Below are 19,527 nucleotides of genomic sequence, written 5' to 3' on the forward strand. Positions count from 1 at the left end.
CTAAGATGTAAGCTGAATTTTGTTTAAAAATTCTAACTTATATCAGTACATGGGGATAAATATCTTATATTCTGCTTAAATACGTATCCCTTTAATAGAATACTATGCATTGTATAAATACTATGTTAGGGCTAATGATTCACGTTTTCTAATTAAAATCCGGTTTCATTTCATACTAACAGGCTTCAACAACACTAAACTTCCTTAATAATTCAAATCAATATACTATCCATACTTTTTTATACCTAAATAACGTTTTGCTTCTTTTTAATTTGTAAAAACATCATACTAAAGATATTCCTTATATATTGAAATTCTGTGCTTTTATAAAAAATTAAAACGTATATTACATTTGGTACTAATAAACAAATCACACCTTTTCCGACTAATGAAATAAAGGTACTTCCTTCTATAAAATAATTACATATACTTGTAGTAATGAAACCTGTAACGACAGTTAAAAGTATATAAAATACATATGTTGTAAAATACTTCAAAACCGATTTCTTAAAAAGATTTTTATATACAATATAAGGTTGAATCCAAAGTACAGTAGCAATTGTACTAATCGCCGTGCCTATAAATATACCTATCAATCCAAACATTTTAGCTAATAGAATGGATAAAACTAAATTGATTATCGCTTCAACTAATGGAACATACTTATCTTGTACAAATAATCCCGCTTTATTTTTAAAAATAGCTATCGCGGTCCGCATCCCTGTTAAATAAAAGTTTATTAGTATCACTACAAAAACTATGTTATTTAATAAATACTTCTTATCAAGCCACCACGCTATAAATGGTTCTAACAGATTAAATAAAAATATAGTACAAAAAGAAAAAACCCAAAAATTCACTAGATAAGTCACTTTAAATATTGCATAATTTTTGTCATTATTCTCAGTTGCAATTAGATTTCCTACACTTGCTTCAATACCATTTAATACAGGATTTACTACGGCTGATAATTGATTTATTATCATTGTATAGTTTGAATATACCCCGACCATAGCAAGACCTACAAAAGATGAAATCAGTATATTATCCGTTCCAAATACAATATATCCTCCAATATTATGCAAAAACATCGCCTTTACATTTATAATTAATCTTTCTTTCGTATCATTATCTATGGAATACTTCTTTTTTGTCTTTATATAAGGATAGTTCTTATTCACAATCCTACCGTTTACCACATTTTGAATTACATATATAGTTAACTCTATAGTTAAATACAAAATATAATTTTTTGTGTACATTAGTATAAATATTTTAAATATTGTAGTTAGCACTTGGAATAAGAGATCCACCCTAGCCAATATGTATCCTCTTTGATCAGCTTGTATTAAAGACCTCTTATGAGCATTTAAATAGGTAACTACATTTTTCACTACGAATAGCGAATAGATTATCGTAATATTCGATATAGACTCCCCATCTTTCATTAAATAACTTAAAAAGGGATATATCATAGCACTTATTACTAGAATAATGATTGCTAAAATTTGATAAATTTTTTTATACAATTGAACAAGGGCTATAATTTTATACTGATTATTTTCTGCCAATGGTTTATACAAATTGTATACTATACTCGCTCCTATACCAGCCTCAATTAACGCTAACATGGATAATACATTAATTAACAAACCATCTATCCCTAAATACTCTATTCCTAAACTATCCAAAAAAACTTTCCTAGATATAAATCCTAGAATAACAATAACTATTTGAGAAAATATACTTATTGCTATGTTCTTAATTGAATACATCGTTCGCATGATTAATCCCCTTCATTAACTAGATCATTTCTAAGTAGAAAGAATCCTCATAACAATAAAGTTATATTATCCTGGCAATAATCTCACTCTCATAATTCAAGTCACTAATTGCATTCACATTAGTTCCATCATCTACTTCACCGATATACTTATTTTTTATAGGTTGTTTTTCTGTCGCTTTCTTCAAAAACCATTCATACTCTATATCAATATGACCAATATCTAACGTTTGATATCCAACAGAAGATAAATCATACGCTAATACCGTAGCTGTTGGACCTAGTGCAATTAATATTAATTTCGATTTTTTTTGACTCTTTGCTAACTCTAAAATTTCCCTATACTTCGCAAAAGCATTTTTCGATGGGCATATTATTCTATCAATGGTTTTAACATTTTTAAAAAGATCGTTTCCTATCCCTAGTCTACTTTTTTCCCCTTCAATAATGATTATTTCTCTACCATTCCAAATATCTTTTATTTTATCAAAGCGAATTCCAACCATACTCTTATCTTGATGATCTATATATAGCCTTGTAACTAATGCATCGTAATACTCTTTATTCATACGTATACTCTTATAAATTCTGCTACGATTTAACTCTAAATATTTTTCCCAATATCCTCTTGATTTGTCCGTGCACCAATTTAAATTCCCAAAAATATTTGGAATGCAAACCAAATGGTCCATCTTATTACTCTTAATAACTTCATCCAGTCTATCCTTTAATTCTTTTGAATACGGCTGAAAAATTAAATTTTCTCCATTTATAAGAGCAAATTCACCATCACCAAATCTACTTACTGAACAATTATTCTCTATAATATAGTCAAGTGTTTCATCAACACTTTTCACTATTGGAGGCTTCCTTTTCATAGTAATAATCCTATTATATTGAATAGTTACTTTATTCTTTGCTCCAATATATAAATAATATAATTTCAACAAAGACTTCTTCATATCTATCCCCTTTTTGCAAAATTATTAATTAAAAGTTTATACAATAATGGATGTATCTTGGTCGCCAATAATAAAAATTTCACACTTTTCCCATACTCTTTTAAACGCATTGTTTTATAAAAATAACGATTCAATATACCAATAACCTTATAATATTTAATCTTATGCTCATTAAATCTTCCACTCAATAATATTAAATTTAAAACCACCATCGAACAATTCCCTAACTTTAATATGGCTAAAGTATTTAATTCCTTATAGTATTGATTTATAAATTTACACATTTCATCATAAATTAATACTGCGTCAATTTTAACTTCTTTTACAGCACGATCCATCATACTATTATCGCGCTTTATATAATGATATTTTGGTTCTCCTATAAAACATACCTTTTCACACTTATGAATGACTTTATATGTAAAAGCTGTATCTTCATAAGAAATACCGACTGGAAATTTAATCCCCCCCAATAGTTTTCTTTTAAAAAGCTTAGTCCAAACAACTTCATCATACAAATTCCCTTCTAACATCGCTTTCATCGCACTATTTCTATCATGAATAACAAATGGATGACTACTCGAAATTACCGTTTTATCATTGTAATGAATTTCACTACTACAAATAGCTATATCACAGCCTTGCTCTACACACATACCATATAACAATTCATACATATCCATTTCTATCCAATCATCACTATCAACAAATCCTATATAATCTCCCTGTGCTATGTCTAATCCAGCGTTTCTTGCAGAAGATAATCCACCATTCTCCTTATGGATTACTTTAATCCGGCTATCTTGAATCGCATACCTATCACAAATCTCACCACAACTATCAGGAGATCCATCATCAACAAGTATTAACTCGAACTCTTTGAACGTTTGCTTTAATATAGAATCAATACATTTATGGATATATTGCTCAACTTTATAAACTGGAACAATAATACTAATTTTAGGATTCATAATTGCACCCTTCCATTTGCAATTAACTTAGAAAACTATTTACCTTTTCTAAGTTGTTAAATTCCTCTTCTAACAAATTAGTCGTTACCTCTTCACGCACTCTTTGTTGATCCAAAAGATATTTAATCTTGTTATATAGACTTTCCTCATTACATTCAACAACAAAACCATTGTAGCCATCTTTTATTTGCTCATATGCTCCTGTAAAATTAGTCGTTACAATAGGCTTTTTTAAGCATTTCGCCTCAGCTAATGTGAGACAATATCCTTCATGCCTAGAAGTTTGAACATATATATCTGATTGATGTACATAAGGATATGGATTCTGTGTCGATCCCAATAATACAAAATCTTTTTTCAGATTATATTTACCTATTAGTGTCTCATAATACGCTCTATTCTCCCCTTCTCCGATACAGTACCATCGTACCTCATATCCCTCTTTGCGTAACATTGATAAAACTTTAATTGCAAGGTCTTGACCTTTTTCTTTTGAAAGTCTACCTACTGTTACTATCTTCATACCTTTATATCCATTATCAAACTCTACTTTTTCTTTCGCCATTTCATTTATTAAATCTGGAAGTACAATATTTAAAAAGACACTCGTCTTATTTTTCACTTTAGGAAACTTCTCTATTAAATGTTTTTGTGCTTCTTTAGAAACTACATATATATTATTCAGCTGATCATATAATTTCTCATATAGTTTTGTATTAATTTGATGTTGAAAAACATCAAAATGTATCCAAGAAATTTTCTTTTTTGAAGCTACCCTATTAACTATATAATAATCAATTATGTCAGTGGGCCCTTGGTATGCTATTGCAATATCATATTTATTCTTATTATGCGGAATGCCTTTAAAAATTTCTTTATAAAAAACATATCTATCTTTTAACTTTTTAGATACCACATAAGAGAGTACAAAAGTTAAAGCCTTAATGTACCTTCTATTTTCAAAATACTCTTTAATCGTTTTCTTTGGTGGTTGCATAATTTTAGGTTTTATATTTTCAAACCAATCTACTTCTTCTATCTTTACCCAGCTTGGTAATTGTTTTAAAAACCCTCCTTTTTTCTCCAGCATCAATACCGTAACATCATACTTTTCTTTTGGTATAACAGATAACAAAGAAAGAAGTGATTTTTCTACACCACCTATATTCATACTACTTATCATAAATAGCACTCTCTTCATAACTATCTCCTTCTACCATCTAAATATTTTATAACAAAATAAAAAACATCCTCTCCAAGATGTTTTCAAAAAAATCTATTACAACTAACGTTCCATATTTCTGAAATACAATACTACTACCTTCCCAAACAGATTACACACTAGAATTTTCTATTCTATATAACTTTTTTAATTCTTCCCTCGTATCTACCACTTCTTTTTCTATATTTTTTCTCAGCCGGCCTTCCAACAATTTATCACTTAATATTTGTACAATAGACTCATACATTTGCTTCTCATCAAATTGAATTATTAATCCATTATGGTTATGGATTATCTGTTCACTTGCTCCTGTAAAGTTTGTACTAATTACTGGGTTATTAAAACATCTAGCTTCTGCAAGCGTTATGCAGTATCCCTCGTATCGAGACGGTTGTACATATATATCACATTGTTTCATAAAGGGATATGGATTCGAAACTGCTCCTAAAAATATATAATCACACTGAATACCGTATTCTTTCACGAGCTTTTCATACGTTCCTCGTTCCTTTCCATCTCCTATACAATACCATCTAACATTGTAGCCAGCTTCTTTAAGCTTCGCTAACACCGGTATTGTTAAATCCTGTCCTTTTTCTATACTCAATCTACCAACAGTAAGAATTCTTACTCCCTTAAAATCATCCGTAAATCCAATTCCTTCACTCGCCATATTCGCTATCATTTCAGGTGAAATAATGTTTAAAAATGTTTCTGTCTTATTAATCAATTCTGGTACCGTTTGAGTAAGTTTTTTCTTTCCTAAATCCGAAACAACAAAAACATGCTGAAATTTTTTATATACTTTACTTACAAAGTGTTTATTAAAATATATCTTTTCAATGTCGAAATGTATCCATTGAACCTTTCGTCTTGCTTCTATTTTATTCGCTACAAAGTAACTAATAAAATCCATTGGTCCAGCATAAGCTATAGCAATATCATAATTCTTATACTTATCTTCATAATTCTGTAAACAATATTTTAAAATCACACTCCTTTCTTTCATAATCTTAGAGACTAAGTACAAGAATGCTAGTTGAAACGCTTTTACAATTTCCCATTGTTTTATAAGATCCGCTATAACTACTCGCGATGGTTTATTTAATATATGTTGCATTTCCTCGTAACCCTTTACATACTCAATACGAACCCCCGTTGGGATAAAATTTAAAAAATCTCCTTTTTTCTCTAACATTAAAATTGTCACTTCATATTTGTCTTGTGGAATTTCTGCTACCATATTTAATAGGGCCTTCTCCGTACCACCTATATTCATATTTATAACCATAAAGAGTATTTTCTTTTTCATAGTTCCCCCAACTACTTTCTCTTGTTCATCAATAAACTTTTGTTAACCTTTTCCTTTATAAAACCCTTTAATTGAAAGAAGCATATATTTTCTTAATTTCCTCCTCCGTTCCAACCTTGTCTTTCTTTAAATTTTCGCATAAATGTTTTTTTAGCAAATCGTTTTCTATAATTTCTTTCACCCCTTCATATATCGCTTCCGAGTCCATCTTCACTATTAAACCATTCTCTCTATTTTTGATCTGATTATGAACTGTTATAAAATCGGTTACTACTATAGGCTTTTGAAATATTCTAGCCTCTGCTATTGCCAGCCCATATCCTTCATATCTTGAAGGTTGTACATATATATCACTTTGTTTTATAAAGGGATATGGATTTTTGAAAGTACCTAATAACATAAAAGTATCGTGTAAATTATATTTACTTATCATATCCTCAAGTTCACTTTGAAGATTTCCCTCACCAATTACATACCACTTAAATCTATATCCTTTTTGCTTTAATTTATAACAAGCTTCTACGGCCAATTCATATCCTTTTTCATATACTAACCTACCAATCGTTAATATTCGTAATCCATCAAACTGATCACTAAATCCTTCATTCTCATTTGCCATCGATTTAATTAACGTCGGCGATATAATATCATATACAACCTGAATTTTTGACCCTATTTTAGGAATTTCTTGAGTCAACACTTCCTTACAAACATCGGACACAGCTACTATTTCATTAAATTCTTCATAATAGTTCAAGTCAAAATCTTTATTATATGCAGCTAACTTATAATCCGTATTCACCCAAGCTATTTTTTTGTACGCATAAACCTTATTTGCCACAAAATATGTTGGCATTCCTTGACTATAAGCTATGGCAACATCATATTTCTCCTTTAAACTCTCCAATCCTTTAGACACCCATCTCCAAACGATTTGAGCTGCATGAAAGTTTTTATTTATGTATGGATTTCTAAGAGATATAGAAGCCCCAATTCTAAGAAATAACTCTTTAAAGTATTTATGCTTAATTAAATAATTAAATTTCTCTGCTTGTCTTTTAATAATTGTCGGTACACCTAAGACGTTTACTTGTTTTGGAAGTAATGGTAAATACAATCCACTAGCAGAAAACATTAACAAATCTACTTCATATTTCGTATAATCAAATAAAGAAAGTAAAGAAACTAAACTTTTTTCAGCTCCTCCACTTTGTAGCGAATCTATAACGAATAAAATTTTTTTCTTCATAACTATCACTACCCTAAAGTGTTTTTATTATAATCAAAATATTAAAAATTTTTAACTTATTTCACTTTACGAAAATAATTCATATAATTTATCAATTTCATTACGATTTCCATATTCACCTTTAAGTGTATTTTCTACCAGATTTTCTCTTAACTCTTTATCTTCAATAAGTTTCTTTATTCCATTTGCTATCCCATTTACCCCCAACTCAGTTATTATTCCATCAATCCCATCCTGCACTTGACTTTTTGCAGTTGAAAAATTGGTAATAAGTACTGGCTTTCCGATAATTTGCGCTTCACGAACTGTTACAGCTTTCCCCTCATACCTTGATGGCTGCACATATATATCACATGCTTTTATATATGGATATGGATTTGTCTTTTTACCCAATAAAAAAAAATGTTTTTCCAGATTAAGTTCAGCTAATAACTTTCTAAGTTCAGCTTCTTGTGCTCCATAACCAACTACATACCATTCAATATCATATCCCTCATCTAATAGTTTTCTTAAAGCATGCATAGCAAAGTCTATTCCTTTTGCATATGACAACCGTCCTACAGTAACAAGCTTTACTTTTCCTGATTTCATCTGTAGTTCTTTCATAGCATCTTCCCTCTGTGCTTGTTCACGTACGAACTCAGGAGATAATATATTTTCTATAATTTCAACATTTTTATTTACATTTGGTAAACTACTAAGAAATGAATCTCTACATCCTTCTGAAACTGCTACGATGTTATCCATCTTGCTCCACATTTTATACTCCATGTTTGCATTAAGATTTATATTTGAATAATCTGTATGAACCCAGCCAATCTTTCGTTTCGCGCGAACTTTATCTCCAACAAAATAATGGGGCCATAAAAAACTAATTGCTACATCATACTCCTCTTCCAGTTTCGGTATAAAGGGTAAAGTTATTCTCCAGCCATACTGAATAACGAAATATCCAACTTCTGCACTTTTCACATATCTCCCATGCACATCTCCTAAAATTTTCCCTAAAGTCCTTGCCACTCCAATTGTAATTTGCCCTTCTTGCAATATTTGCTTAATTGATTTTCTAAAAGTAGTATATTGTTTTACTTCCTTTAACAAATTAGGCAGTTTAGGTAATAAAAAAAGAAACTCTCCCTCATGTTTAAATAACATCAAATCTACATCATATTTGCTATAGTCGATTGTATTCAATAAACCAATTAAACTTCTTTCTACTCCACCAATTGCCATATCAAATGATGTAATGAGAATTTTTTTCTTTTTCATTTTTTACTCCCTCACCCAATTTATTTTACAATTTTTCTTCTAATGAAAATAATTACAATTAACTATGATTCCCTATATTCTAACCCATATAATAATAACCACTCTGGAATATTACTCTTTATATCAAAACCTAGCTTCGAGATTGTATCAGTTATTATTTCTGTATTTAATTTTTCTTTTTCCAAAACTCTTTGAATTTCTGCAGACCATATTTTAAGATTTTCATCCAAGCTAACAAATGATACTATCCCTAATCCCATATCAACATTTTTAGTTATTGTACTTGCCACTACGCACGGAACCCCTGCACACTGTGCTTCTAAGGCCACAATTCCAAATCCCTCAAAAAGTGATGGGAAAAGAAAAACATCAAAAATCCTTATAATTCTCGGAATGTCTTTTCTTACTCCCAAAAACTTAACTTTTTCATAGATACCTAATCTTTTGGATTCTAGCTCAATATAATTCTGTAACGGACCATCTCCTACTAAAACAAGCATAAAATTAGGATCATATTTCAATACCTCATTGAAAACTTTTAATATAAATATATGGTTTTTAGATTCAGAAAAACGCCCAATATGGCCAATCACTTTTTTTTCAACCGGTATATTGAATTCATCCCTAATTTCATTACTATCCTGTATATTTGCATTAGTAAACTGATTAGTATCTATTGCATTTTTCATTATCTTCACCTTTGGATTTTCAATGTTTTTCTGAAATAAAAAACGTGCAGATTCCACACTGCACGCACAATAATTTGTTCCAGCATAAGTAATAATTGTTCGTAAGAAACTCAATAAAATCTTCCCTTTTACCCCCGCTCCCATCGGCCAATTATTACTATGTGAATGACAAATCCTTATTTTTATACCAGCTATTTTAGCAGCAATAGCAACAAATCCCCCTTGATAATCAGTATGTGAATGGACCGCCACATACTGATTACTAGACATTACCTTAACAAGCTCTTTAATGTATGAAAGAGGGCCTAGCTGTCCTAAGCTAGATATTCGGTATATTTCCCCACCCAACGCAATGATTTCCTTATCATAATCACTTTCTTCACTTTTATGGGAAACAAAATCAAATTGCACCACTTCTCTATCTATATTCCTATATACATTCATTAACAATGCCTCAGCGCCACCTCGATCCATCGCACTAACGATGTGTAACACTCTTTTTGGTCGTTCTAGTTTAAACATTGAAAATTACTCCCATCTACGAATGGTTTTCAAGTATACATTTTACCCCCAGAAACTACTCTTATAAACTATCCCTAAAGTAACAATATGTTCATATACAAAATAAATAAAGTAACATACTATTATTGCATAATAAATTAACTTTTGATCCTTTTCTATAAATAACTTTATAACCCATGATATCAATATCAAATGGTATAATCCAAAATATATGGAGAACCTTGCAAAAATCCAATTTTGAGTTGAAATAATCATAAAAACTAGACCCAATAATGCCATATTTACGATATAATCACTTTCCGGAAAAATCTCTCTTAATTTATGCCTTCCAATATAAGCGAGAATGAGCGGTATTGCATCCACCACAACCCGAAGAATATTAGCTCCTCCTTCTTGAAAATCCTTATAGTGACCATATTGTGTATCCCCTATAGTTGCAAAGAAAATTTCTGAAAACTGATTAAACCCTATTACTATTAATACCGCAATAAAGAGTAGTATAAATGTTATTGTCGACCATGCTTTTCTTCGGACCACGAAATAAATAGGAATTAATACAAGAGCGCTTTGATGAAAAGTCGAAGCAAATAGAACAATCAAAAAATACCTTTTCCAATCCCCATCTAAAATATATTTTGTAGCAGTAAAAATAATCGCTGCGGTTAAATACTGTCTTACTCCATTCATTGAAACTAAATACATACCGGATGCTATATATACATATAAACTTAACTCAATCATTCTTGAGTATTTATATAGAACTGCTACTATTAATATATTTGTTATTAGAGCTGTGATAAAAATCAAAACTTGCGGATCATTCGTATATACTTTTAAAATCATTTGCAAAATACTAAACCCAACATCTTTACTACTTTGAATATAATCCCAATTAAAATCGGTAACTGCAAAAGCATGCATATAAAAATACGTATCACCAATATTATTTCTAAAACCAGATACCAGTACAAGAGAAGTCGTCGCCATTAAAACCAATAGTCGATTCGGCTTTAACATCACAATTCCTGAAGTTACTGGCATAGCAAAATACCTTGCGAAAAACGCTAGTATGAACACCATAAAGAAATTCATCCAAAGTATAGTCATTATTCTTCCCTCTTATCAATTACTAAGTAAATCCCTATATATTTACTTTTATTCTTGTTTTCAATGTAATGTAACTATATAGAATAACCCCAAATGGCACTGCGCAAAGGGTAAGTACTTTGCATGGTGACTCTTTTATAAATCTTTTATTTTTCGCTATAAAGCTACTTGATACATAATGTACAGCTTGTTTATATTTAAATAACCTATTTGCAAATGGTAGCTTCATCAGTTCCTTACGATAAAAAGCAAAACCTTTTGGATTTTTACGATACTGGCTTAACATATTCATAGAAGAACCATCAGGCATATATTCAACATAACAAAGAGATTCGTTCATGAGTAACATCTCATATTTCTGATCCAACATATAATATTTATATGCCAAACCTACATACTTTTCATTTTGAAAAATCGGATAAGGATACTTCCTAGTTAGTTCTGTGCGATATACTAATTTTTTATCTCCAGTTACACCATGTTTATTGTAAAGATTAAAAAGTGTAGAACGTTTAAGATTCAATGGTAACTTTGAACCAATTACTGTCCCATCTTTATATAAATCAAGCGCAATAATCCCACTTACTTGGTCACTTCCATTTTCATTCCAAAACGAAATAATTTTCTCTACGGCATCACTAGGCATTGAATCATCTGAATCAATACAAACATTGAGTTCTGTATCAATCATCTCGTAAGCTGTATTATGAGCACCATGCATCCCTTGATTCTCTTGCCAATAATACCGTATGCTTATGCAATCTTCAGAAATCCAAGATTGCACTAACTCCTTTGTACAATCATCAGACCCATCATCTATAATTAACCACATAAAATCTTTACACGTTTGCTGCTTCAAACTTTCATAACACCCCTGAAGACAATATGCTCTATTATATGTAGGGGTAAAAATCGTTAACTTTTTCAATACGCTCACCTCGATACTGCTACATAAAATTTTTGGGCAAACCCTGTACTATTTTTTATATCGTATCCCTTTTCAGCTAGTACATATTGTGCAACGTTTCGTGATACCTGCTTATCTGCTATAACTTGCAACCCTTTTACCCATTTTCTTATATCTAACAAAGAACACCGTTCGATTAAATTCAACCCTAAATCTACATCTTGCGTAATAGTATCCGATATAACACATGGTAAACCCGCCCCTTGAGCTTCAATAAGAGTGACTGGCAAACCTTCATAAATAGATGGAAATATAAATGTATCAAATGCTTGTAATAAACGATTAATATCACCACGTATTCCTAAAAATTTAACCTTATCTGTTAGGTTCAGTTTCTCCACCTTTTTCTCTATTTCTAATCGAAGCGGTCCATCTCCAACTAACAGAAGAATAGAGTTCGGCCTACATTCTATTAATTGAGCAAAAATATCTATTAATAAAGTATGATTTTTTGGATATGAAAATCTTCCCACATGTCCAATCACAAAAACATCCCCATGAAGTTTCAGTTCTTTTCTTACCTGCTCTCTAATGTCTTGATTAAATGTAAATTCATCACATTCAATTCCATTTTTCAATATTTTTGTTGCACTTTCTCTATTAGCAAACAACCATTGCGCTGCAGCTCTTGAACACGCTAAAAAATGTGTTGCACACGGCGTAATAAATGCTCCTGCATACCATTTATATATTTTTGCTATAGCCCCACCCTCACTGCTTGTACTATGACTATGCGCAATCCTAACTGGCACCCTCGCTTTTTTAGCTGAACGAAGTACAAATCCACTCATTTTATCCATATGTGAATGAACAATTTTATATTGCGGATGAGAGTTAAAGAAGGTATCTAGTGCCTTTATATAGCCACTGTGACCAACATCTGTAACGTATGGAATTCGATGAACTTTTCCGCCTAATTTTGCTACCTCTTCATCAAATACTCCCTCTTTACAAGTTAAAAAATCAAATTGTACTTTTGAGCGGTCTATATTACGATACAAATTCATAATTAAAGTTTCGGCTCCGCCTCTATTCATATTTACGACTACATGTAATACCCTTAATGGAGTGCCCAATTTAAATCCTCCATTTCATCCATATATGTTGTATAAATTTCTTGTTTCTCTTTCAATACTTCATTAACTGAATATTCATTTGTAATAATAGTACGTCCACACTGTCCAAACTGAGCTTGTAATTTAATATTTTTAAAAATAGACTCTATTCTTTCAGACATCGTCTTTATGTCATCGCGATCTATAATCCAACCATTTTTATTATTAATAATTAACTCCCTATGCCCCCGATTATCAGTAGCTACAACCGGAAGTCCACAAGCCATAGCTTCCATAATATTAACTGGCAAGCCTTCCCGGTGACTGGATGCAACTGCAATGTCACACATTTGTAGTAAAGAAGCAATATCACTTCTATAACCGAGAAAATGAATCATATTACTCACCCCAAGTTGATTAGCCAGTTTTTTGCATTCTTCCATTAACGGCCCTTCACCAGCAAGCAAAAGTTTCACATGAGGAATTTCGTTTTTCAATTGTGCTACTACACGGATTAAAAAACTTTGATTTTTATTCTTATTAAATTCAGCTGCATAAAACATTAAAAAATCTTGTGAATTATAGCCAAATTGTAGCTTTAATTCTTGCTTTTCCGTTTCAGTTACAGGAGTAAATCGTTTTATATCTACCCCTACACCATGAACGAGTTTAATATCTTTCGCTTGAAAACGATGTTTAACTGCTAAATTGTAATCTTCTTGGTTAATTGTTATGAGACAATCTGTATTGATTGCTAAACTTCTTTCGATTGGATAATATAGAAGCCAATTTATAAACGGTGCTCCTTTACAAAAGTGAAATCCATGCGCCGTATATATGACCTTTGTCCCTTCCCCCCGTGCTTTCCGGGCAGCTAGACGAGCAATTGCACCTCCCATAGGCGTATGACAATGAATGATATTATATTTATTTTGATGAATAATTGATTTTAGTTTTTTATATGCATGAAGGTTTTGTATGCTAAGAGGTGATCTTTGAATAGGAATATTATATTTTTGAGTAACGTACGGAAGATCTATATTCCCATTCGCTGCAACATGTACTTCCCAGCCTTGGTCTGCAAACCATTTCAAATACGGTAAATGAAAAGCCTTAAAATGATAATCCACAGTTGCACAAAACAGAACTTTTTTAGACACCATCCCACGCACCCGTCTTATAATAAATTTTTACCATTAACCTGATACTGGTATTAATAATTTTAACGTTTTACGCTGATTCACTAAATTTAACAATCGCTTTCTTAATTCTAATTCATTTAAATCTGTATATTCTGAAATAAGATTCTCTATTTCTTCTATACGAACATTCATTTCTTGCCCTACATAAATTCTTGGGTGAACTTGCTTCTCATTCATTTCATCTTCTTTTAGTAATTCTTCAAAAAGTTTCTCACCTGGGCGTATACCAGTAAATTCTATTCCTATTTCATCCACGGAGTTTCCTGATAATCGAATGAGGTTTTTAGCAAGATCAACTATTTTTACTGGCTCTCCCATGTCCAATACAAAAATTTCTCCACCCTTTGCTAACGCACCAGCCTGTACTACAAGTCTTGACGCCTCCGGAATTGTCATAAAATAACGAACCATATCTGGATGCGTAACTGTAACTGGTCCACCCTTTTGAATTTGCTTCTTAAATAACGGGATAACACTGCCTCTACTTCCTAACACATTTCCAAATCGTACAGTAACAAACTTTGTATGACTTATTTTATCTTTATGCTGTATGACCATCTCAGCTAATTTCTTTGTCGCCCCCATAACACTCGTCGGGTTCACTGCTTTATCAGACGAAATCATAACAAACGTTCCTACTCCATGTGTTCTCGCTGCCTCTGCTATATTCATAGTCCCAATTACATTATTTTTGACAGCCTCTTCAGGATTGTTTTCCATTAATGGTACATGTTTATGTGCAGCTGCATGATATACAACATCAGGAAGATGTTTATTCATTATTAAAAGCATCTTCTTTTTATCTTGAATATCTGCGATTTCTGGAATAAATACGCCTTTCCTATCATTGTATTTTTCATTTAATTCCATTTCTATTGAATAAATACTGTTTTCTCCATGTCCTAATAAAATCAATTTTTTCGGCTTAAATTTCGCAACTTGTCTACAAACTTCTGAGCCAATTGATCCACCTGCACCAGTAACTAAAATGACTTTATCAGTTATATAATCTGAAATGATATCCACATCTAACTCTACAGGGTCTCGTCCTAATAAATCTTCTACTTGGACATCCCTGAATTCATTCACCGAAACTTTACCTGTTACTAAGTCTTCTAACATCGGAAGAATTTGCGTTTTCACTTGTGTTCTTAAACATTCTTTTAAAATAGCATTTCGATTTCGCTTGTTTAGAGAAGGAATTGCTAAAATTATTATTTCAATATTCAGTTTTTTAACAACGTACTCGATTTGATTCATACCACCAATTACTGGAATCCCCCAAATATCAAGATTATGTTTTTTGACATTATCATCAATAAACGCGACTGGCATTAATTCCGCAGCACTATTCTTCAACAGCTGTCTTGCAACCATTGTCCCGGCTGATCCAGCACCAACAATTAATGTTCTTTTTTTGTCGCCCTTTTTTACATAATAAATATCTCTGTACATTCTCCAAATAAAGCGAGAACCACCAATTAATAAAATGTGAATCATCCAAGTTACAACTAATAATCGAAAATACATTTTTTGCATGATTAGTTGCTGTACAACTGCTGTAGTAAGTATAGAAAATGTAACAACCTTGCATATAATTAACAACTCTCCTATACTTGCATATTCCAAAGCTTTTTTATACAACTTATAAATAAAAGCAAACAAATGATGACTAACTAACAAAGTGATCGAGCTAATAACTGATGATAAAGTGATAACACTGAAGCTAGCATTTACAAAGAAATAGCTAAAAAAAATAGCGTTTAATACAATCAGTGAATCCATTAAAAGCAATAACGATATCCTCCGTCGATACGTCATATAACTTCCTCCTTTAATCAATTCCTTACTTAACTCTTTCAAACCTAAAGTTTCTAACTATATTCTCTTTATTAAAAACATATAGTTAGAAACTCTAATAAAACATGGGCATCTAACCCTCCCTCACATTACACTTTTGACGACTGGCATCTAAGGTTGTTTTCACAACCCACAGCATAATCGAGTGCCTCCATTGATAGCGGTTAGGAGACATCACCACATCACAATTCTATTAACAATTCTTTATAACGAACGATTTTATTTACGAAAGTTTAATTTGATATTATAAATAGCCTTTATACTTTCCCATTCAAAACCGCACCCAATATTCTACTTTTCGTAAAACTTAGTGCTCTTTTCGTTTCAAGCGCATCTTCGTTCACAGTACGATTATATCGGATCACCAATAATACTCCTTCACACTTATCAGCTAATACGCTCGTATCCGTCACTTCTAATACAGGTGAAGAATCAAATAATATGGTATCATACCGTCCCATTGCCTTTTGAATTAACATATCCATCGCATCAGAACTAAGTATTTCAGATGGATTGAATGGTACTGGACCGCTAGTTAATACATCAAGACTTTCCATCTCCGTTTTTTTCACTGCGCCTTCTAAATTTATTGTTCCGTTCAATATGTCAGTTAATCCAATTGTATTTTCTACTCCAAATATTTCATGAATCGTTGGTGTTCGTAAATTCGCATCTATTACCAATACTTTTTCACCTTTTTGCGCTATTGAGACTGCTAAATTTACTGTAATCGTTGTTTTTCCTTCACCGTACCTCGGAGAAGTAATAACTATCGTTCTGCTTTTATGAATAGACGAAGATAATTGAATGTTTGTTCGAAGCGAACGATACTGCTCCGAAATTTTCGATCTCGGGGCAGTAGATGAAATTATACTTTCTCCTTTAACTTTATTTGTTTTCCGTCTATTTTTGTATGCCACTCCGTTCCCTCCCCCAATAACACTGTATTTTTCTCACTAAATTTATCTTTCGTATTCTTCTTATTCATTTTAGAAATTCCACCCAAAACAGGGATATCTAACAATTGTTCAATTCGTCGTTCTGATTTGATTCTCTCATCAAGTGAATCCAATAAAAAAATAAAACCGATACTGAGCACTATACCTAAAGTGAACGCAATTAGTATCGTCTTAAAGTGATTTATATTTATAGGCATCGAATATTTTTGAACTGGATCCTCTGGCAATATACTCACATTATTAAAATTCAGTATATTCGCTACTTCTTTCTTATAAACAGCAGCTGTAGTATTTGCAATTTTATGCGCAAGCACAGGATCCATATCCACTACATTTATCTTCATAATCTGGGAGCCTTGTATACTTTCTGCGCTTATTTGCCCACTTAATGCACCTGCAGATCTGTTAATATTCAATTCAGCAGCTACTTTTTCTAATATTACAGGCTCATTTACCATCGCTTTCAATGTATTCATCGTTTCAGCGTTAGCTTGAACAATAACCCTTGCTGAGGAGGCATACAAAGGTGTTTTCATATACATACTATACATGGCTCCTCCTACCGTTGTGAGAGTCGTAAACAATAGTAGTATCCATACTCTTTTCCATATTACATTAAATAAATTTTTCAAATTTATTTCCTTATTCATTACTTCTCCTCCTCATTTAATACCAATGAGATTTCAGTTTAAAATTCCACAAAAAACCAAATCGCTATTTTGACTTTTTTAAATATACAAACATTTCTAATTAATGCCATTTTAGTTCTTTATATAGAACGAGTCAATATAAATTATTTTTGTTTAACACCTTCTTAATTTCACCTCAAAAATTACGACAATATTCTTCATAATTCATTGTAGATAAATGACGAAAACACCCTGATATCGTAATATCAGGGCGTTTTTCTTTGTGTTGAGACGTATTTCAGCAAGGTATTTTCACCCCATTAAAATAGGTCGTATATATTAAATAAATTGCTTGATCAAATGATATTCATTTCTCGTAAGTATTGGCAAATCCGTTTGTAAATTTATTAGCACCTTTATATTATTCCTATAAAAATGCCCGATAAATAAAAATCTCAACACGTTATATTTTCAAATTTGAAAAGTACATAAACAATGTTTTAGAGTGAAACTTTTTGTATTTTTTGTGGTTGTTTTGTGGCTGTTTTTCCTATATAACGTTGTAACAAAAAAGAAACAAAAAAACCCTTGATACCATTTGTATCAAGGATTTAAGCCTCTTAGTATAGAGACATATATTGATCACGTTCCCATTGGTGAACTTGCGTGCGGAAGATATCCTCTGAATTCATCAAGTTTTAAATCGCGCTAAAAACGTTGATTTATCAGGGTTTCATAAAAGTGATGTTTCATAGCGATTCATCACTTTTTTTATTTTTGTGGGTGAATTGTGGGTGGGTTCGTGGGTGAATTATAAATTATTTTGATTCACCCACAAAAACAAACGGTCATTCATATATTTCTTCCTTATTGGTCACGACCTTTTTCTTCTTTTCATATTCCCCTCCCTCAACTCCAAGTTCAAGAAGTATAGCATTCAATTTATTGTAAAGGTCATTTGCACCCCGAACGGAATTTTTGCCCCTATCATTGATCGAAGTTAATTGTCCATTAAATTCGAATGCAATACCGTCTCTATGGCGAAAGATTTTTACACCATCCAAGTAAGCCGTCTTTTCATTATGATATGTAGCTTTGAATCGTCCATTTTCAATTGTTTTTTTATTCATTATTAAAAACCCCTTTTAGTTTTCAAGTTTCCCCGCCTATTACATTTTAAAAATACGATGCATCTATTTTGCTGTATCCTATTTTTATAACTACAATACCTCTACTGTCGGAATGTCAGCTGGTGCCCATTTCAATGCCTTTAAATCATCAATGCTACTCCATCTCAATTCCGAATGTTCAAGGGCCTTAGGTATTCCTGACTTTATACGCGCTTTATAAGTAACTAAATGAACAATTATATTCTCATATTCATGTTCAACTGCTTTTAATTGTTCCTCTACAGTAATGAAGCAATCCAATTCTTCTTTAATCTCACGTACTAAAGCATCTCGCGGATGTTCCCCTTTATTTATCTTACCACCTGGAAACTCCCAATAATTTGGAAGTGACATATTTGGAGAGCGTAATGCACAAAGTACGTGATTATCATTATTTAATATAACTGCACCAACAACTGATATTTTTTTCTTCATTTTTGATCGCTTCCTTATGCGAATTATTGTAATTTAATCATTATCTTCCTTACTATTTATTTCTTTCATTTATTACCGTATCTTAACACTTAATTCCTAGCAAGATATAAATCAGGAAATTTACACCTTAATTCATCAAAAATATTCCTATTCAAAATCTCTCTT

General features: G+C 31.6%; 17 protein-coding genes. All 17 read right to left on the minus strand.

Annotated features, from left to right (window positions below; translation table 11 throughout):
* Positions 1-245 precede the first annotated feature (245 nt).
* On the minus strand, positions 246-1,784 hold the full coding sequence (locus COC96_RS20805; RefSeq protein ID WP_098769288.1) for a lipopolysaccharide biosynthesis protein: 1,539 nt from the start codon (positions 1,782-1,784) through the stop codon (positions 246-248).
* A gap of 61 nt (positions 1,785-1,845) precedes the next feature.
* The gene (locus COC96_RS20810) at positions 1,846-2,745 is read right to left on the minus strand and encodes an SP_1767 family glycosyltransferase (RefSeq protein ID WP_098769289.1); all 900 of its coding nucleotides are present in this window, start codon (positions 2,743-2,745) and stop codon (positions 1,846-1,848) included.
* A 2-nt stretch (positions 2,746-2,747) separates the two neighbouring features.
* A complete protein-coding gene (locus COC96_RS20815) occupies positions 2,748-3,716 on the minus strand; it encodes a glycosyltransferase (protein ID WP_098769290.1) in 969 nt (322 codons plus the stop codon).
* A 22-nt stretch (positions 3,717-3,738) separates the two neighbouring features.
* A complete protein-coding gene (locus COC96_RS20820) occupies positions 3,739-4,917 on the minus strand; it encodes a glycosyltransferase (protein WP_098769291.1) in 1,179 nt (392 codons plus the stop codon).
* Positions 4,918-5,050: 133 nt separating this feature from the next.
* The gene (locus tag COC96_RS20825) at positions 5,051-6,250 is read right to left on the minus strand and encodes a glycosyltransferase (RefSeq protein WP_098769292.1); all 1,200 of its coding nucleotides are present in this window, start codon (positions 6,248-6,250) and stop codon (positions 5,051-5,053) included.
* Positions 6,251-6,317: 67 nt separating this feature from the next.
* Positions 6,318-7,499, minus strand: a complete 1,182-nt coding sequence (locus COC96_RS20830; RefSeq protein ID WP_098266972.1) for a glycosyltransferase — start codon at positions 7,497-7,499, stop codon at positions 6,318-6,320.
* A gap of 66 nt (positions 7,500-7,565) precedes the next feature.
* Positions 7,566-8,768 (minus strand): glycosyltransferase, encoded by a 1,203-nt coding sequence (locus COC96_RS20835; RefSeq protein ID WP_098769293.1) that lies wholly within the window; start codon positions 8,766-8,768, stop codon positions 7,566-7,568.
* Between the two features lie 62 nt (positions 8,769-8,830).
* On the minus strand, positions 8,831-9,979 hold the full coding sequence (locus tag COC96_RS20840) for a glycosyltransferase family 1 protein (protein ID WP_098266970.1): 1,149 nt from the start codon (positions 9,977-9,979) through the stop codon (positions 8,831-8,833).
* A gap of 42 nt (positions 9,980-10,021) precedes the next feature.
* Positions 10,022-11,086, minus strand: a complete 1,065-nt coding sequence (locus COC96_RS20845) for an EpsG family protein (RefSeq protein WP_098266969.1) — start codon at positions 11,084-11,086, stop codon at positions 10,022-10,024.
* A 34-nt stretch (positions 11,087-11,120) separates the two neighbouring features.
* Positions 11,121-12,014 carry a glycosyltransferase family 2 protein gene (locus COC96_RS20850; RefSeq protein WP_098266968.1) on the minus strand — a complete coding sequence of 298 codons (894 nt, stop codon included), beginning with the start codon at positions 12,012-12,014 and terminating at the stop codon, positions 11,121-11,123.
* A gap of 5 nt (positions 12,015-12,019) precedes the next feature.
* Positions 12,020-13,129: a glycosyltransferase family 1 protein gene (locus tag COC96_RS20855; RefSeq protein WP_098266967.1), complete on the minus strand. Its 1,110-nt coding sequence runs from the start codon at positions 13,127-13,129 to the stop codon at positions 12,020-12,022.
* Positions 13,114-14,271, minus strand: coding sequence for a glycosyltransferase family 4 protein (locus COC96_RS20860; RefSeq protein ID WP_098266966.1), 1,158 nt, complete (start codon positions 14,269-14,271; stop codon positions 13,114-13,116). The genes COC96_RS20855 and COC96_RS20860 overlap by 16 nt, the downstream gene beginning before the upstream one ends.
* 33 nt (positions 14,272-14,304) lie before the next feature.
* Positions 14,305-16,131 carry a polysaccharide biosynthesis protein gene (locus tag COC96_RS20865; RefSeq protein WP_098266965.1) on the minus strand — a complete coding sequence of 609 codons (1,827 nt, stop codon included), beginning with the start codon at positions 16,129-16,131 and terminating at the stop codon, positions 14,305-14,307.
* Positions 16,132-16,427: 296 nt separating this feature from the next.
* Positions 16,428-17,090: a CpsD/CapB family tyrosine-protein kinase gene (locus COC96_RS20870; protein ID WP_098266964.1), complete on the minus strand. Its 663-nt coding sequence runs from the start codon at positions 17,088-17,090 to the stop codon at positions 16,428-16,430.
* A complete protein-coding gene (locus tag COC96_RS20875) occupies positions 17,039-17,779 on the minus strand; it encodes a YveK family protein (protein WP_098769294.1) in 741 nt (246 codons plus the stop codon). The genes COC96_RS20870 and COC96_RS20875 overlap by 52 nt, the downstream gene beginning before the upstream one ends.
* A gap of 827 nt (positions 17,780-18,606) precedes the next feature.
* Positions 18,607-18,888 carry a hypothetical protein gene (locus COC96_RS20880; protein ID WP_098769295.1) on the minus strand — a complete coding sequence of 94 codons (282 nt, stop codon included), beginning with the start codon at positions 18,886-18,888 and terminating at the stop codon, positions 18,607-18,609.
* Positions 18,889-18,978: 90 nt separating this feature from the next.
* Positions 18,979-19,362, minus strand: a complete 384-nt coding sequence (locus COC96_RS20885; protein WP_098266961.1) for a (deoxy)nucleoside triphosphate pyrophosphohydrolase — start codon at positions 19,360-19,362, stop codon at positions 18,979-18,981.
* Positions 19,363-19,527 lie beyond the last annotated feature (165 nt).

It is taken from the genome of Bacillus cereus (assembly GCF_002577405.1).
Taxonomy (GTDB): domain Bacteria; phylum Bacillota; class Bacilli; order Bacillales; family Bacillaceae_G; genus Bacillus_A; species Bacillus_A cereus_AU.

Bases quoted from the DNA above. Each gene is read 5' to 3' on its own strand.
- COC96_RS20860 (WP_098266966.1), bottom strand. From the start codon at position 14,271: ATGGTGTCTAAAAAAGTTCTGTTTTGTGCAACTGTGGATTATCATTTT.
- COC96_RS20835 (WP_098769293.1), bottom strand. From the start codon at position 8,768: ATGAAAAAGAAAAAAATTCTCATTACATCATTTGATATGGCAATTGGT.
- COC96_RS20880 (WP_098769295.1), bottom strand. From the start codon at position 18,888: ATGAATAAAAAAACAATTGAAAATGGACGATTCAAAGCTACATATCAT.
- COC96_RS20820 (WP_098769291.1), bottom strand. From the start codon at position 4,917: ATGAAGAGAGTGCTATTTATGATAAGTAGTATGAATATAGGTGGTGTA.
- COC96_RS20815 (WP_098769290.1), bottom strand. From the start codon at position 3,716: ATGAATCCTAAAATTAGTATTATTGTTCCAGTTTATAAAGTTGAGCAA.
- COC96_RS20825 (WP_098769292.1), bottom strand. From the start codon at position 6,250: ATGAAAAAGAAAATACTCTTTATGGTTATAAATATGAATATAGGTGGT.
- COC96_RS20840 (WP_098266970.1), bottom strand. From the start codon at position 9,979: ATGTTTAAACTAGAACGACCAAAAAGAGTGTTACACATCGTTAGTGCG.
- COC96_RS20805 (WP_098769288.1), bottom strand. From the start codon at position 1,784: ATGCGAACGATGTATTCAATTAAGAACATAGCAATAAGTATATTTTCT.
- COC96_RS20810 (WP_098769289.1), bottom strand. From the start codon at position 2,745: ATGAAGAAGTCTTTGTTGAAATTATATTATTTATATATTGGAGCAAAG.
- COC96_RS20885 (WP_098266961.1), bottom strand. From the start codon at position 19,362: ATGAAGAAAAAAATATCAGTTGTTGGTGCAGTTATATTAAATAATGAT.
- COC96_RS20865 (WP_098266965.1), bottom strand. From the start codon at position 16,131: ATGACGTATCGACGGAGGATATCGTTATTGCTTTTAATGGATTCACTG.
- COC96_RS20845 (WP_098266969.1), bottom strand. From the start codon at position 11,086: ATGACTATACTTTGGATGAATTTCTTTATGGTGTTCATACTAGCGTTT.
- COC96_RS20875 (WP_098769294.1), bottom strand. From the start codon at position 17,779: ATGAATAAGGAAATAAATTTGAAAAATTTATTTAATGTAATATGGAAA.
- COC96_RS20830 (WP_098266972.1), bottom strand. From the start codon at position 7,499: ATGAAGAAAAAAATTTTATTCGTTATAGATTCGCTACAAAGTGGAGGA.